Genomic DNA, 15,511 nt, shown 5'->3' on the forward strand with positions numbered 1-15,511 from the left:
CACGCTCACGGTGAACAGACTAATCAAAACAGAGGTAAACAGTCCTCCTGCGCTCATCACTACGATCGCCCACTCATTGGTGGTCCGACTCTTGTTTACCTGACTCTGCAACTCAGATGTCTCAGTCTGGATGCCTTTCACCAGAAAGTGAATCTCTTCCGTGAGCCGCTCAGAAATCAGCCTATTCTCGAGCTGCACCTCTTCAATCTCCTGCGACAGCTTAAGCATTCCGCCTGAACCCTGAACAGACTACCCTGGCCATCACCAAATGCAGAGAGCTGCTGTTCGATACTCTCCACGTTATCAGCGAGAATGGGATTTCGTTTCGCCAGTGCTCCACCTCCGAAAGAGATGGCGGCTGCCTTAAAGAGCGCACGCGAACGTTTGAAACGCTCTTCAATACCCAGCAGGGCCTCCATGCCCTCAACCTCCGCCACCGTTGCGAGCAGCGCAAAGATCAAGTTTCCCTCCGCCTTGATATCCATCGCGCTCTTCATATCTAGAACCATCGTCTCTACAAAGTGCGCGATAGAGCCCTGAATACCGAGTTCTGCCTCGCCATACTCCTGCGCCAGTTCATCCTGCATTGCACGGATCAACGGCACAAGCTGTGCAACGACTTTCTCTGCGGCCTGCTGACGCTCACTACCTGCAGGGATTCAATCAGCTTATCGATAGCTATTCGATCCTGAGTCTGGAACAGATCCTCCGCGATCACATCCAGGTGCCGCACGACTCTTATGATGTTCGCCTGCGTCTTATCATTATCAACATCCAGACCGACGAGAGTCGATTGCAGCTCTATCAGTACACTTAATATTCCGATATTTTGTTAAAGAGCTCTCTCATCTCCCGATTAATCTGTCGCGTCATACGCTTCCCGAGTAGTCGGTTAAGGGAGGTGACGCCATAGATCACTGGACTGATCGTATCCGACAGCTCACTGTGTACCTGAACAATACTCTCGTCACCCGCTCACGCTGAGCAGAAGCTGCAGACGTTGAGCAATCAACATCTTGAGGCGTGCCAAATTATCAGAACCGGGGAGTCGCTATTTTTGCGGAAGCTTGTTTTGGGCATCCCAAACCCAAGCAAGCGGCAAATACTAACGCGACCGTTTATGCCTACGGCGCCCCGACCGTCCTGCGTACGCTGCGTAATCACCTCTTCGCGGCTCTACACACTCCCTCAGTGACTCTACGCCGACATAAAGCCGCTGCTGCATCTTCTCGTCGTCCGCTCGCGCTCTCAACTACGAATAGGCAGACGGCGTCGACTATCGGGGACTAACCGCCCTCACTTCGCTCTCCATGGCGGTCAGCGAGCGTCGAACGTCCTGACGTAGCTGACCAGTTACCAGGTGGCTAGCATGCTGCTCAAGATAGAGAACTGAATTATCGATCTCACGCAGAAGGGCATCCAGGCGTTCACTGCGTTGTTGCAAAATCGATATATCAACTGACAATACCAATCCCGATGCAGAGGCAACCAGAATGGCACTCCGCTCCGACAGGCTCAACGCCACACTTGTCATAGGGATCAACTCACCGGTGGTTCGATCAACCGCCTTACCTAGCTGATCAGAGAGATAGAGCGCTGAAGCCAACGCCATAACAAAGATTAGAGCGAGACCGGAAAAAGCCAGATAGAGCTTGGCACTAAAGCCCAGTTTCTTCCCTCTCGTATAGATCGAAACGACATTAATTGCTCACTTAGTCATCACTGCAAAATCCCATTTCGCTTTAGAATTTCCTCGGCGTTGTTCCGATCAATGGTCTGGGTTGGCAGGGTGATGATCTTGGGCACCCGGTTGCCTTGCAGAAAATTAAGCGCCTGTCGAACACCCTCATCCGCTGACCGCCATGGATAGCGAAGCGAAGGCGGTTAGTCCGCGATAGTCGACGCCGTCTGCCTATTCGTAGTTGAGAGCGCGAGCGGACGACGAAGAAGATGCAGCAGCGGCTTTATGTTGGCGTAGAGTCACTGAGGGAGTGTGTAGAGCCGCGAAGAGGTGATTACGCAACGTACGCAGGACGGTCGGGGCGCCGTAGGCATAAATGGTCGCGTTAAGTTTTGCTGTTTGCTTGGGCTTGGATGCCCAAAACAAACTTTCGCAAAAATAGCGACTCCCCGATCCGGGGTTTTATAAGAAAGGTAGCCGTCAGTATGCCTTCATGTACCCACTTAATCCCTTCGGCAGGGATGCCGTCGATTCCCAAAAAGGCGGACTCTTTCTCTCGCTCCAGATCAGCCGCAGCCAGATAGGCACCATAGGCCATGGGGTCGTTGTGCGCATAGACAAGATCGATCTTCTCGTAACGCTCCAGCGCCTGAACCATAATGTCGTATCCCAGATCCTGCTTCCAATCACCATCCTGAGGGTGGATTGATAATTGTGATACCTGGCTCCTTACCAGCAATATCGATAAAGCCGTTATGGCGATCATGAGCCGGCGTGGAGGCCATGCCGCCCCATATCTCGACCACACTGCCTTTGGCCTTTCCTGGCCCTCCCAGATGATTGACAGCGTAGCGTCCTGCCGCCGTCAATCTCGCGATTATCACCACCGATGAACTGCACATAACGATCATTTGCCAGGTCGCGATCCAGGACGAATACCGGGATACCCGCTTCAAACGCCCGACTCACAATCGGTGTCAGACCTTCGGCGACCTTAGGCGAGATAAGAATCGCATCCACCTGCTGCTCGATGAAGCCCGCCACATCAGCAGCCTGCTTCTCAACACTATCCTGACCGTCTGTGACGATTAACTTCACATCTGGATGAAGTGCGGCCTCAGCGCGTAACTCCTGATTAAACAACAGTCGCCAGGGTTCGGTAGTGGTCGCCTGAGAAAATCCGATGGTTAATGTTTTATTACTTCCCGCCAGGGTGGTTTGGGTTCTGTTATTTCTGCTGATAAACCCATCGAACTGCGGTAGATCGCAAGCTGTTTATCGCGCCCCAACTCATCGGTGATCACCTCCCATTTCCTCGCCGCACTATCGAGTGCCTCTTTTACTGTCAACTCTCCCTTCAGTGCCTTAGCCACCTCCGCCTCAAGGGAGTCACCGTAGCGAAACGCACCGGGTATACGCAGATCTAGTGACACCGCGGGTGAATCAAGGCTGGTGCGAAGCACATCAAGGTATTCGAGGCAGAGTTCTGCGAAAGGCCCTGGTCAGGCGTCGATATCGAAAAAGTGACTCAGTCGGTATGGGTTGATACCGGAGCCGCTGGTAACAACATCACGCGCACTATTCTCAGGACTGGCGTACCACATGATATAGTCCCAGGCCGCCTCCTGCTTTTGACTATTTTCGGCACACTCGCCACCCAACCGCCAAAGGCGAGAAACGGCGCCTTGTTGGGGATGTCGTGCTGTTCCCATGCCCAGCGGTTGTCGTGCCAGACATCTCGACTCCCAGGTAGAACAAAATAGCCCACCTTTCCCACAACTTTAGAAGCGCTGGGACTCTCGGCGAGCTGTGCAGTATCCCCAGTCCAGAATCATGGCGGTCTTTCCCGCAAGAAAAGCGTCTCGCGCCTCAACAATGCCAAAATTGATGGCTTCTGGCGGTGAAAACTTAAGAACATCCACATAATCCTGTACCGCACGTTGCCAGCCGGGATTATTTACCTGCGCCCGCATCGTTTCGGTATCGAAGAACTGGCGTCCCTCAGTTTTCTGATCATTAAGGTATGCGGAGGCACGGCTGAACACTGTCCAGACCTGCTGACCACCATAGGCAAAGGCCTCGGCGGTTCCGAACATGCTGTTACCATCTGCATCGTGGTAACCAGTAAAGAACTCGGCAATATCCCGATACTGCTCCCAGCTATCAGGCGGCGCCAGTGGATAGCCATACCGACTACTGAATGTCTTCTGATTCGCGCTATTTTCAAACAGGTCCTTGCGGTAGTAACCGTTGAACATGTCACCGTCGACCGTCACGGCGATCCACTTGCCGTCCCATCTCATTAGGCGATCACGATAGACCGGGTGGATATCGTCAAAACTCTCATCCTCTCCCAACTTGGCGGGAAGCTCTTGCAGATAGGGGAAGAAGTCTCCAGCCCAGGCAGAGGCGTAGAGCAGCACATCGTACTTCGGTTCCTTGGCGGTGATGGAGTCTATATAGCGACTATAGAGATCGACGAAGGGGCTCTGGATAACCCGGACCTTACCACCCGTCCGCTCCTCCCAACTTTTGCATGAGCCAAAGCTGGGCTTCCGATCGCGGTAGCATCTTGAACACCAACGACAATCTCTACACCATCGAATCGTTTTAGATCCTGAGAATAGGTGACGATTGGAACGAGCAACGAAAGAAACATCAGCAAGCGAAACATCTAGCCTCCTTTGTCAGCAAACAGCGACGACACCATGTAATACAGACAAGAGTAATCTGCATAACGAACAAAGGCAGTCCTTCACGCCATAACTGTAAAAAATGACAAACCCTAAATATGTAGGTTTATATATGCACAGGCGATTGAATTAGTCCGATTACAAAGTGACTAAACGGGGAACGATTTAAACGATAGTACTGCAAAGATTTGCCACATTGAAGCCATATGCGCGTGCGCACTGCCAGAGCTATGCAAATAGCCCACTTTTGAGGGAATGAATCGACTAGTAGGGGTAAGACTAACTAACCGTCAGCTAGCATATCGACGTATCCCTTCATATTTTTCCTTAACGCCGTTCGCTGTTGATCCCACGCCTTCTGCCACGGTAGTCCTCGTTTCATCAGACCGGCACAGAGCGTGACCAGCCCCTCAATATCAAGGATATCGACAAACTCGGGTGCTGGGCCTTCGGGGTGTTTGCAGTCATCACCGCCTTCAAAACCCTGATTGTGATAGTTACCCAGCGGAATCGACATACCTACGGTGGGAATACCCCAGGCTGTCGTGGCGCTTGCTTCACAGGCACCGCCATCCATCAGCTTGCGTTGGTGTCTTTTCGGCAACAGTTTCTCGGCCAGATCGGAAAGTACCTTCAGTTCACTGCTGGAGAAGACAGTACGTCGATCCCCAAGACGCACCACCGGCCCCTTGCCGATCTCGGCACCGGGCAGGGTGCGCGATGCCTCGAGGCTAACCGCCAACAACGGCCTTGCAGGGCCCTTCAGCCAGCCGAGCTCGAGATGATTAACGGCACCGACAAACCCAACCTCCTCAGCACGGGTGAGCAGACCGATAAAGGGAGGGCTCTTTTTCGTGCGTGACTTGAAGAGCCTCTTCGCCGTTTCGAGAATGGAGAAGACCCCGACCAGGTCGTCAGCCGCACGGGTATAGATACGGCTTCCTCGCTTCCAGAAAGGCGCACGGAAGGCGAGACCTCCATAGAGTGACTTGACCTTGGTGCCTCGAATCAGTGGCTCCTCGAGTTGCACTTCGGCGCGTTCCAGCACTCGTCCAGATTTATGCAGCTTCGCCTTCTGCAGCTTGCCAAAGCGCTGTTCACCGTAACCATCGCAGACCCACACCCTGGCGTTGTTAAGATGTTTGATCGGTGAGCCGCCATACCACTTCACCGCGACACGTTCGGCCGACAGTCGGCGTGTGACATGGAATCCCGGGTGGTCCATGTGGGCGATAAAGAGTCGTAGCGGCTCACTGCTCTGCTCCTGCACCAGCGCTAGATAGGCCGCCTTGTTCTCAACACCGACAATGATGTTGCCGTGACGATCTTCAAAGTGAGGTATCCGATCGGCATTCAGCTGCTCAAACACATGCTGCTTGACCACCATTTCGCGAAACGGTGCCGCCGGTTGAGAGAGCAACGCCTTTAAACGTTCAAACTCAACCTTGTCCATCACGCGCTCCTTTCACCCAAGCCAACCACTGCTGCTGCAGTTCACCGTTCACTGCCGATACAACCGAACGGGTACCTCGCTTCTCATCGGCAAACATCGACTCGCCTTCGAAGGTAGTTGCAGCACCTCCCGCCTCAGCAAGAATCAGACTGCCGGCTGCGTAGTCCCACAGCTTCTGTCCGCCATGCAGGTAGAGTTGATAGCGCCCAGCGGCCAGCCAGCACCAGTCGAGTGCACCCGAGCCGAAATTTCGCTGTGAACGAAAAGGGTGTTCAGCACCGATACGTGCCGCCAGATCACTATCGAGTCGTTTCAGATCAATCTCGGCAATCGAAGTTTTAATCTCACCACCCTTCGGTGCCAGCAGCGGTTCACCATTGAGCCTGGCCCCCTCACCGCGCACGGCGGTGAAACAGTCGTCGCGCACCGGGTCGTAGATCAACGCCAACACACTCCCCTCGTTATCAAGCAACGCCAACGAGACACAGTAATAACCGATACCGCTGGCATAATTACTGGTGCCGTCGAGCGGATCGAGACACCAGAGCCCTTCACCGGGCGCATCGAGCAGCGCCTGCTGCGCCTCGGTCGACATCTCCTCACCGAGCAATCCATACTGCGGCCACGCCTCGGCCAGTTCCCGCTCAAGTCGCTGCTGCATGGCGATATCGGCCTCAGTCACTACCGAGCCGTCGGACTTAAGCTCATGGCCAATCTGCTCAAATCGCGGCAGCAGCTCCTCACGTGCCGCGGTGATGACAATCTGCTGTAGCTTCTTTAGATCGATTGAGCCTTCCATCACAGACGATGCTCCAGCAACGCCAGCACCGCCCAGGCGTCGGGCAGATCGTGCCCCTCCGCCTTGAGCCGCTCCATCAGTTCACGACCGTGCTGCTGCAGCACCACCTGCTGATCCTGATCAAACATGGTCAGCACCGCCTTCACCACCTCAACCGGCTCCGAGAGCAGCGTCGGCAGCAGTTCATCCTCACCAATGGGTGACTCGGGCTGTAGCAGATCTGCAACCAGCGGATACTCCAGTAGCTTGAGGTGGAGCGCACGCGCCGCCTCTGCATCCTCAAGCTCTTTCATCGCCAGACGGTCATCACCGGCGGCACCTCGCACAGCACGCATTACCACCTCGTAGAGTTTCTGCAATCCGTTACGTTCATTACTATGATCACCTGGCAGCGCAATGCTCTGTTCGTAGAGTCGTTCGATATCACCCCGCAGCTTCAGCACCACATCACTCTCGGCATTGGGCGGCAGCGATACCGCCTGCTCCAACGCACTCTGCAACTCCTCAACAAATCGGTCGGCATCCGCCGCATCGGCCTGACGAGCCGCCAGTATCTCGGCCGGATCAGGATTTCTGACCGACTCAGGGAAGAGTAGATTACCGTCTCGACGCTGTAGATGGCGTTCGCGACTTCCGGGTAACTCACTAAATTTCACTTCAATACTCCTGCTAAATTTCGTTTACAGATGCTGTTACGAGCAGTCTTTATGCATACGAACTCACAAGCTTAGCTGCGCCGCATCAACCATGCGTGGTGGATTTTCTGATTGCGTTTGAAATCCTCGGGAATGGTGGCTCGGGTAATCTCCTCAATCTTGAGGTCAGCCAGCGCTTCCTTGTCGAGTTTGAAATCGCGACGGTTGTTGGAGAAGAGCACTACACCATCGGGTTCGAGCAGTCCTACTGCACGCTTAATCAGAGCCACATGGTCGCGCTGCACATCGAACACCCCCTCCATCCGTTTCGAATTGGAGAAGGTGGGCGGATCGATGAAGATCAGGCCGTATTCACCTTGCGCATCCTCTAACCACTCACTGCAATCAGCACGCACATAGGCGTGTGGTCCCTCGGCAAAGCCGTTCAGCGCCATGTTCTGCTTGGCCCACTCCAGATAGGTCGTGGAGAGATCGATGGTGGTCGTTGAACGAGCACCGCCCTGTGCTGCATAGACAGTGACCGAACCGGTATAGGCAAAGAGATTGAGAAAACGTTTATCCCTGGCCAGCTCACGCACCTTTTCACGTGTAATGCGATGATCGAGAAAGAGGCCGGTATCAAGATAATCGGTGAGATTCACGCGGAACTGCGCACCACACTCTTCGACCACAATGTAGTTCTTCTTCTCATCGCGACGGCCATACTGAGAACCGCCCTTGGCACGCTCACGCACCTTCAACACCACCCGCTCGGGCGGCAGCTCCATCACCTCGTAGAGCACCTGCATCACCTCGAACAGACGCTGTTCAGCCTTCTGCTTGTCGATCGTCTTTGGTGGCGCGTACTCCTGCACATGTAGCCACTGCGAACCGTCACCCGCCTCCTGGTAGAGATCGACTGCTACGGCGTACTCAGGTAGATCAGCATCGTAGAGACGGTAACAGCTCACGCTGTTTTTACGCGCCCAGCGTGATAGGTGTTTGAGATTCTTGCGCAGCCGGTTGGCAAACATCTCACCACCCTGCACCTGCTTACCCGGTTTCAAAAAGCCGTAGCAGTGAAGCTGGCACTCGATGGTGCCGTTCAGTAGAGGATAGCTGCGTGTGGGCTTCAGGGAGATGGAGTGCTGCAACATATCGTCTGCCACCAGCAACGCCCCCTTCCAGCCGTTATAGGCCTCACCCAGATGAGTACCGATCTCTCTGTAGAGCCCGATCAGCTTCTGCTTGTCACCGATACGCTCACCGTAGGGGGGGTTGGCGATCACCAGACCCGAGCTCGCTCCCTCGGGTGGTTTGCTATAGATAAAACGCTGAGCGCTAACACTGATGTGATCACGCAGACCTGCGCGGGCGATGTTGCCCTTGGCCGCCTTTACCGCACGCACATCGGTATCGCTACCCTGGATTGGTGACAACTTCTCCAAACCCGCTACACGACGCTCTTCGGCCTCACCAAGCAGGCGCTGCCAGAGGGTATCGTCGTGGTGTAACCAACCGAGAAAACCGAAATGGTCGCGCTGCAACCCAGGGGCGATATCAGCCGCCATCAGTGCCGCCTCAACCAGGAAGGTACCGGAGCCACACATCGGATCAACCAGCGCTCCTCCCTTCTCGGCGACCGCTGGCCACCCCGCCAGTGAGAGGATGGCTCCCGCCAGATTCTCCTTCAGCGGGGCACGCGAACCCTGCTCCCGGTAGCCACGGCGGTGCAGACTCTCACCAGAGAGATCGAGGCTGATGGTCGCCAGATCATTGTGAATATGGAGATGAATACGCAGATCAGGACGATCAGTATCGACATCGGGACGCACGCCATGTTTGTCGCGCATCACATCGACCACCGCATCCTTCACCTTCAACGCACCAAAGCGACTGTCGTTAATCCACTGTGCACTGCCGGTAAAGTCGACCGCCAGGGTACCCTCAGCACCGAGGTGTTCATGCCAGGCAATCGAGCGTGTCCCCTCGTAGAGCGCATCGGCATTTGGTGCTGGGAACTCAGCCAGGGTCATCAACAGACGGTTGGCAAAGCGGGACCAGAGCGCCACACGATAGGCTATCTCCAGATCGCCTTTGAAGATCGCCCCGGCCCGACGTTGCTCGACATCAATCGCACCCAGTTGGCGCAACTCATCAGAAAGTAGTTTTTCGACACCGCGCGGGGCGGTGGCATAAAAGGAGTGTTGGGTCATAATGGCGCTCTTTGGTGGAACCGCTATTCTACACTAGCCGATCAGTGCTCGAATAAGCGCGCGCTCAGTACGGATTACACCCATGAGAGAGATCGAGTGAACACCACAACAGCCGCCACCATCGCACTGACCGCAACCTGCGGTGAGTGTGAGGTGCGTGCAGCCGCACTGGCACAACAGCTCAATCTCCCTCTTGTCGACAACGATGAGCTGCACAGCTATGAGCTGATACTGTTTGTCACACCCGAGCGTCTTGAGTTGGGTGAGACTATCCACAAGGCTCCCAAACCGATCTATGTCGATTTTCTCGGCGGCAGCGTTGGTCATCGTCACCGCTTTGGCGGCGGTCGTGGCCAACCAATCGCCAAGGCGGTTGGTCTCAAGGGTGGTGCCAATCCATGCGTAATCGATGCCACTGCCGGTTTGGGGCGCGACGCCTTTCTACTCGCCTCACTCGGCTGCCACGTCACGCTTATCGAACGCTCGCCCATCGTGGCTGCACTGCTGCGCGACGGGCTAGAACGTGCCGCCGATGATGCCAGCGTGAGTGAGGTAATCGAACGTATGAATTTGGTTGAAGGGGACGCCGCCGAGGTGATTCGCTCACTCGATGAAGATAACATTCCCGATGTCATCTACCTCGATCCAATGTTTCCCTGTCGCGACAAATCGGCGCTGGTAAAAAAAGAGATGCGCCTCTTCCATCACCTGATCGGTCCCGATCAGGACAGCAGCGCACTACTCGAAGCTGCCCTCGGAAAGGCGAAGCGTCGCGTGGTGGTCAAACGTCCCAAAAGTGCAGCACCGCTTGATGGACCAAAACCGAGCGCCGAGATCAGCAGCAAGACGATGCGTTACGATCTCTACGTGACACTGACCAACAAACTATCGGCCACTCAGTAGATGCACTACGTTCTGATCATTCTCATCCTGCTCACCATTCTGGTCGGCCCTAACTTCTGGGTTCGTTATGTCGTGAGACGCCATAGTTATCAGCGTGAGGATATTCCCGGCAGTGGCGGTGAACTGGCACGCCATCTGCTCGACCGCTACAAATTGTAGTGATGTCGGCGTTGAGGAGACCGATAAGGGGGACCACTACGACCCAATCAGTCGTACAGTGAGACTGTCAAAAGATAATTTTTCGGGACGCTCTTTGACAGCGGTCGCCATCGCCGCCCATGAGGTAGGCCACGCCATCCAGCACGGCAGCGGCTACCGCCTGCTGATGCTACGCAACCGACTGGTCACCATTGCAGCAGGTGCCGAACAGGTTGGTGCTGCGGCGATCTTCATCGCACCCATCATCGCTGCCGTCACCCGTACCCCCGCCTCGGGCGGCCTGATCCTGATCTTTGCAATCAGCGGTCTGGCAGTCAGCACCCTGGTCCACCTGATCACCCTGCCGGTCGAGCTCGATGACAGCTTCAAAAAGGCGCTGCCAATTCTGCAGGCGGGAGAGTATCTCAATCCGGAAGATCTGCCAGCAGCACGCCAGATCCTGCGCGCCGCCGCCTTCACCTACGTGGCCGGTTCACTGATGGGTCTGATAAACTTCTGGCGCTGGCTGGCGATCCTGCGCCGCAGAATCTAGCTGGAGTTACGCTTCATCGGCGCGAATTTTGATCTCCGCATCACGCTTCATGTTGCCGATCACCTCAGTCAGGTCGATCTTGTTGGGATTCTCACTGCTCTGATTAGCGAGCACCCGGAACAGTTCATCCTGCTCCAGCGTATACCCCTCGCCCGCATCGTTCTGCACATAGGCGGCCCACGGCACATACTTGGTGTGTGGAAAAATCTGCCCCTCACTTGGTGAGACGTCGATGTGGATACCGGAGATAAAGACCACCCACTTACCACGATAGGCAGGCTCATTGACGATGCTGCGGAAGGTGCGATCAAACTCCACCTGCACGTTCACCTGAGCTGCAGAGAGTGGTGGAAACTTGCTGCAGAGAATCGTCGGCATCGACTTGATCAGGTTACGGTTGATGCGACGACTCGCATCGATATTGCTACCCATATCGCGGTGGAAAGTGAAGAGATCGGGAAAGAGATTACGGCCGATCGCTTTACGGTAGGTGGGCCACATCTTGCCGACCCGTTTCACATACTCCCCCGAGGCACGATAGACCCGCGCGGTACTCAGCTGCCCCACTGGTGCCTCAAGCCCCCGCTCCATATCGATTAAGCGCTCGAAATTGAGTAACAGCCCCTCCTCACGCTCATCACTAACCAGTTGGTTGTCGATCACCACCAGATGCTCACCATCGATGAAGTCGAGCTTGATCTGTGCACAGGCAAAATCGTATTCGCGCTTATACCAGTCGATCACATTGCAGATCGCCCCACAGTCGGTCGAGCACTCGTGCTCTTCGGTCTGCAAGCGACGGTAAATGCCAAATTCACCCGTCTCCGGCTCATAGCCGACGTGGCTCGCCTGGATAATCACCAGATCCTCACCATGGTGCGCATGCGGCCCGTGGCGATCGGTCGCCACAATGCCGCCAACACGACCGTGGTTGAAGGGGAAGGTGCCAAAGTGCTTGGCGATCATGATGATCGGATAACCCTGATTCTCATCCGAGCAGAACGCCCGCGAGGGCATCATCTTATCCGGCTCCATCCCCAGCGAGAGACAGAAGTTATAGAGCCGCGGCATGAAGACGCTATAACGCATTGCGTAGTCATCCACACGGAAACTATTACGAAGTTCGACGGACATCCCCACCCCTATTAATTTTTTGCCTAAGACTACCATAGGGTGGATATGAATTGAGCTGACACCGTCTGTCTGAGGTATCGCTAACGCAACGTGGTTTAGATGCGGGCTCCCACGCCCGCGTGGCGGTACATTACTTTGTGATGCGACAAAAACGGACTAAGAGCACCGCTCCTACACATCCATGCGCCTGCGATATTTGTACATCCCTGCACATCAACGCCCCCACTACATCACCCTGCAGATACCCTGCGCGTAGTGCGGGACGCACGAGTGCCGCAGAGCACATGGACGCGCTAGAGCTGTCTCCTCACGATTTCAGGCATGGATAGAAACTCGCTTCGCTCAAACAGCTGTCCACTCAATCCTGAAATCGCTCCGATGCTCAGCAATGTAAAAGAACTAAAGCACCTAACTCTCCACAACTGGAGTTGTTACACTCGATGGAACAAAGCTCAATCAAACTGCTGAAATTCGGTTGCAAAGGAATGCATCATGTTTATACCGTACCACGCTGAAGTAGCTGTTGAGAGATTCCCAACATCAAACCTAATCATTATGGGATTCACAGCAAGAACCTATTTGCTTGTTCTGACAGGCTTAACCCAAGCCGAATTTTTCTTTCTCGATGGTATTAATTCCAGCCTGATTAGCCATGGCTTTATGCATGGCTCACTATCACACCTCATTGGCAACATGTTCTACCTCTGGTTATTCGGCAATGCCATATGCTCCAGAGTTAATAACCCAAGCTATCCAGCTATCTATATTCTCCTAATTATTGTCGCCGGCCTCACACACCTAATTTACGATGGAGATCCAGCAATAGGCGCAAGCGGTGCCGTCAATGGAGTTATGGGCATGTACTTATTTCTATACCCGGCCTCTAAGATCAAATGCGTATGGACCTTCCGTATGCATTTGGAAAGACATTCTCTGTTTCCGCATTCTGGCTAATTGGATTCTGGTTGTTGAAAGACATCTACGGTGCACTATTCAGTACAGCACCAATTGCATATAGCGCACATCTTGGGGATTTTTGGAGGGCTATTCATTGGGTGGCTACTACTCAAGAACAGGTGGATCGACACATATAATGATGAACCAGATCTCTGCCGGATACTTGATAGACACAATATTCTAAATTGACAACCTAAACAGAATAATCAAGCTCTGTATATCAACGCTGACAACCACCTGCTTTAATCTGTTGGACGTAACAAAGAAATATCTAGCTACACGATCCACATCACAAAAGCCCGCCATATAGGCGGGCTTCTTGTTACAACCGGCTAACAACTAACCGTTGTACTTCGCAAACACCAGCGTCGAGTTGGTACCACCGAAACCGAAGCTGTTCGACATCACGATATCGAGCTTCGCATCGTCGATGCGCTCCTGAACAATCGGCATTCCCTCTGCCGCCGGGTCGAGTTCGGTGATGTTGGCCGAGGCGCTGATGAAGCCCTCTTTCTGCATCAGCAGCGAGTAGATCGCCTCGTTGACGCCTGCCGCGCCGAGGGCGTGACCGGTGAGTGACTTGGTGGAGGAGACGTAGGGCATATCGTCGCCGAAGACGTTCTTCATCGCCTCCAACTCCTTGATATCACCGACTGGTGTGCTGGTGCCGTGGGCGTTGATATAGTCGACCTTGCCGTCGACCGTCTCCATCGCCTGCTGCATGCAGCGCACCGCGCCTTCGCCTGATGGTGCAACCATGTCGTGACCGTCTGAGGTAGCACCGTAACCGACCAGCTCAGCGTAGATTTTCGCGCCGCGCGCCTTGGCGTGTTCCAGCTCTTCGAGTACCACCGTGCCGCCGCCACCAGCGATAACAAAGCCGTCGCGGGTGGCGGCGTAAGGGCGTGAAGCGGTGGTGGGTGCATCGTTGTACTTGGAGGACATCGCACCCATGCCGTCAAAGAGTACCGACATGGTCCAGTCAAGCTCCTCGCCGCCACCGGCGAACATCATATCCTGCTTACCGAGCAGGATCTGCTCGTAGGCGTTACCGATGCAGTGCGCCGAGGTGGCACAGGCGGAGCTGATGGAGTAGTTGACGCCCTTGATCTTGAAAGCAGTACTGAGACAGGCTGAGGTGGTGCTGCCCATGGTACGGGTCACCATGTAGGGGCCAACACGTTTGACGCTCTTCTCACGGGCGGTATCACACGCCTGCACGATATTGGCGTTGGAGCCGCCACCGGAGCCCATGATCAGGCCAACCTTGGGATTGGAGACCTCTTCGGCGCTGAGGCCAGCATCTTCGATCGCCTGCTGCATGGCGATGTAGTTGTAGGCGGCCGCACTGCCCATGAAACGCATCAGCTTGCGGTCGATCATCTCGGACGGTTCAAGTTTGACCGGACCGTGGACCCGCGAACGGAAGCCCATTTCGTCGTACTGCTCGGAGAATTCGATACCGGAGCGACCCTCGCGCAGCGCGTCGGTCACCTCCTCGGCGTTGTTACCGATGCTGGAGACGATGCCCAGCCCAGTTACTACTACTCGTCTCACGCAAATGTCCTCTGTTTAGAAGTTTTCGGTCGAGGTGAAGAGGCCGACCCGTAGGTCCTTGGCAGTATAGATCTCGCGGCCATCGATCTCCATGGTGGCATCGGCGATGCCCATATAGAGTTTGCGCATAATGACGCGCTTGAGATCGATCTTATAGGTGACCAGCTTGCCTTCTGGGACAACCTGTCCAGTGAACTTCACCTCGCCAGCACCGAGAGCACGACCACGGCCTGGACCGCCCTTCCAGCCGAGGAAGAAGCCGACCAGCTGCCACATGGCATCAAGACCGAGACAACCCGGCATGACCGGATCTCCCTGGAAGTGGCAGTCGAAGAACCAGAGATCGGGGGTGATATCGAGTTCCGCAACAATCTGGCCCTTGCCGTATTCTCCACCCTCATCACTGATGTGGCTGATGCGATCAAACATCAACATCGGTGGCAGCGGCAGCTGCGCATTACCGGGGCCAAACAGCTCACCGCGACCACACTGCAGTAGCTCTTCGCGGCTGAATGAATTTTTTGCTTCGGCTTTCAGTTCACTATTGGACATTTGCGTATTCGCCGTCCTTACGCGGCGATTGGAGTCGGTTACGACTCGCCTCAGTTGGCAGAACGCATAGCCTACCACAAGCGACTCCGGCAGCCGAAGCGATCTTTGGACGTTTATCAGACATTTAGACAGGGTCTAGCCGCTCACTTCGCTCCATATATCGAGCCATTTCTGCCGCCATGTGCAGCCCTAACCATCCTGAAGTAGAGTTTGATTCGAAGTCTGATAACCAAGAGCGCC

General features: G+C 54.8%; 21 protein-coding genes. 6 read left to right on the forward strand and 15 right to left on the reverse strand.

The genetic code is table 11. From position 1 onward, the window contains the following. Positions 1-176: 176 nt before the first annotated feature. A complete protein-coding gene (locus HUE57_RS16805) occupies positions 177-587 on the reverse strand; it encodes a hypothetical protein (protein ID WP_174673560.1) in 411 nt (136 codons plus the stop codon). A gap of 23 nt (positions 588-610) precedes the next feature. On the opposite strand from HUE57_RS16805, the gene HUE57_RS16810 reads away from it, so the two are divergent. After that, positions 611-817 carry a hypothetical protein gene (locus HUE57_RS16810; protein ID WP_174673561.1) on the forward strand — a complete coding sequence of 69 codons (207 nt, stop codon included), beginning with the start codon at positions 611-613 and terminating at the stop codon, positions 815-817. A 206-nt stretch (positions 818-1,023) separates the two neighbouring features. Then, positions 1,024-1,290 carry a hypothetical protein gene (locus tag HUE57_RS16815; protein WP_174673562.1) on the forward strand — a complete coding sequence of 89 codons (267 nt, stop codon included), beginning with the start codon at positions 1,024-1,026 and terminating at the stop codon, positions 1,288-1,290. Here the strand turns inward: HUE57_RS16815 and HUE57_RS16820 are convergent. The 11 genes from HUE57_RS16820 to rlmKL form a co-directional block, all read right to left on the reverse strand. Next, the gene (locus HUE57_RS16820; RefSeq protein ID WP_174673563.1) at positions 1,277-1,606 is read right to left on the reverse strand and encodes a hypothetical protein; all 330 of its coding nucleotides are present in this window, start codon (positions 1,604-1,606) and stop codon (positions 1,277-1,279) included. The genes HUE57_RS16815 and HUE57_RS16820 overlap by 14 nt on opposite strands. A gap of 306 nt (positions 1,607-1,912) precedes the next feature. Beyond that, the gene (locus HUE57_RS16825; protein ID WP_174673564.1) at positions 1,913-2,107 is read right to left on the reverse strand and encodes a hypothetical protein; all 195 of its coding nucleotides are present in this window, start codon (positions 2,105-2,107) and stop codon (positions 1,913-1,915) included. After that, complete coding sequence (locus tag HUE57_RS20495; protein ID WP_420885697.1) at positions 2,067-2,339, reverse strand: type 1 periplasmic-binding domain-containing protein; 273 nt, start codon at positions 2,337-2,339, stop codon at positions 2,067-2,069. The genes HUE57_RS16825 and HUE57_RS20495 overlap by 41 nt, the downstream gene beginning before the upstream one ends. A gap of 104 nt (positions 2,340-2,443) precedes the next feature. Further along, on the reverse strand, positions 2,444-2,824 hold the full coding sequence (locus HUE57_RS20500) for a substrate-binding domain-containing protein (RefSeq protein WP_420885698.1): 381 nt from the start codon (positions 2,822-2,824) through the stop codon (positions 2,444-2,446). A gap of 44 nt (positions 2,825-2,868) precedes the next feature. Next, on the reverse strand, positions 2,869-3,054 hold the full coding sequence (locus HUE57_RS16835) for a hypothetical protein (protein ID WP_174673565.1): 186 nt from the start codon (positions 3,052-3,054) through the stop codon (positions 2,869-2,871). 129 nt (positions 3,055-3,183) lie between these two features. Further along, positions 3,184-3,393 carry a hypothetical protein gene (locus HUE57_RS16840; RefSeq protein ID WP_174673566.1) on the reverse strand — a complete coding sequence of 70 codons (210 nt, stop codon included), beginning with the start codon at positions 3,391-3,393 and terminating at the stop codon, positions 3,184-3,186. 69 nt (positions 3,394-3,462) lie between these two features. Continuing rightward, positions 3,463-4,287, reverse strand: a complete 825-nt coding sequence (locus HUE57_RS16845; RefSeq protein WP_174673779.1) for an ABC transporter substrate-binding protein — start codon at positions 4,285-4,287, stop codon at positions 3,463-3,465. Positions 4,288-4,657: 370 nt separating this feature from the next. Next, the gene (locus HUE57_RS16850; RefSeq protein ID WP_174673567.1) at positions 4,658-5,827 is read right to left on the reverse strand and encodes a hypothetical protein; all 1,170 of its coding nucleotides are present in this window, start codon (positions 5,825-5,827) and stop codon (positions 4,658-4,660) included. Beyond that, positions 5,814-6,626: an inositol monophosphatase family protein gene (locus tag HUE57_RS16855; RefSeq protein ID WP_078484072.1), complete on the reverse strand. Its 813-nt coding sequence runs from the start codon at positions 6,624-6,626 to the stop codon at positions 5,814-5,816. The genes HUE57_RS16850 and HUE57_RS16855 overlap by 14 nt, the downstream gene beginning before the upstream one ends. Further along, complete coding sequence (locus HUE57_RS16860; RefSeq protein ID WP_078484073.1) at positions 6,626-7,282, reverse strand: hypothetical protein; 657 nt, start codon at positions 7,280-7,282, stop codon at positions 6,626-6,628. Before HUE57_RS16860 ends, HUE57_RS16855 begins: the two co-directional genes overlap by 1 nt. A gap of 71 nt (positions 7,283-7,353) precedes the next feature. Beyond that, entirely contained in the window at positions 7,354-9,477 is a 2,124-nt protein-coding gene (rlmKL, locus tag HUE57_RS16865) for a bifunctional 23S rRNA (guanine(2069)-N(7))-methyltransferase RlmK/23S rRNA (guanine(2445)-N(2))-methyltransferase RlmL (protein WP_078484074.1), read from the reverse strand. Between the two features lie 96 nt (positions 9,478-9,573). Between rlmKL and HUE57_RS16870 the strand changes: the two genes are divergently transcribed. Genes HUE57_RS16870 through HUE57_RS16875 form a run of 3 tightly spaced genes read left to right on the forward strand, consistent with a single transcriptional unit; the run spans position 9,574 to position 11,071 of the window. Continuing rightward, positions 9,574-10,380: a class I SAM-dependent methyltransferase gene (locus HUE57_RS16870; RefSeq protein WP_236725711.1), complete on the forward strand. Its 807-nt coding sequence runs from the start codon at positions 9,574-9,576 to the stop codon at positions 10,378-10,380. After that, complete coding sequence (locus tag HUE57_RS20020; protein WP_320416250.1) at positions 10,381-10,539, forward strand: hypothetical protein; 159 nt, start codon at positions 10,381-10,383, stop codon at positions 10,537-10,539. After that, positions 10,499-11,071: a zinc metallopeptidase gene (locus HUE57_RS16875; protein ID WP_320416302.1), complete on the forward strand. Its 573-nt coding sequence runs from the start codon at positions 10,499-10,501 to the stop codon at positions 11,069-11,071. Before HUE57_RS20020 ends, HUE57_RS16875 begins: the two co-directional genes overlap by 41 nt. A gap of 6 nt (positions 11,072-11,077) precedes the next feature. Here the strand turns inward: HUE57_RS16875 and HUE57_RS16880 are convergent, their stop codons facing one another. After that, on the reverse strand, positions 11,078-12,205 hold the full coding sequence (locus tag HUE57_RS16880) for a hypothetical protein (protein WP_174673568.1): 1,128 nt from the start codon (positions 12,203-12,205) through the stop codon (positions 11,078-11,080). A gap of 555 nt (positions 12,206-12,760) precedes the next feature. On the opposite strand from HUE57_RS16880, the gene HUE57_RS20505 reads away from it, so the two are divergent. Then, positions 12,761-13,159 carry a rhomboid family intramembrane serine protease gene (locus HUE57_RS20505; protein ID WP_420885729.1) on the forward strand — a complete coding sequence of 133 codons (399 nt, stop codon included), beginning with the start codon at positions 12,761-12,763 and terminating at the stop codon, positions 13,157-13,159. A gap of 342 nt (positions 13,160-13,501) precedes the next feature. On the opposite strand, the gene fabB is transcribed toward HUE57_RS20505, so the two are convergent. After that, the gene (fabB, locus tag HUE57_RS16890) at positions 13,502-14,719 is read right to left on the reverse strand and encodes a beta-ketoacyl-ACP synthase I (protein WP_078485197.1); all 1,218 of its coding nucleotides are present in this window, start codon (positions 14,717-14,719) and stop codon (positions 13,502-13,504) included. Between the two features lie 15 nt (positions 14,720-14,734). Beyond that, on the reverse strand, positions 14,735-15,271 hold the full coding sequence (fabA, locus tag HUE57_RS16895) for a 3-hydroxyacyl-[acyl-carrier-protein] dehydratase FabA (RefSeq protein WP_078485198.1): 537 nt from the start codon (positions 15,269-15,271) through the stop codon (positions 14,735-14,737). Between the last annotated feature and the right edge of the window lie 240 nt (positions 15,272-15,511).

The organism is Candidatus Reidiella endopervernicosa (assembly GCF_013343005.1).
GTDB lineage: Bacteria > Pseudomonadota > Gammaproteobacteria.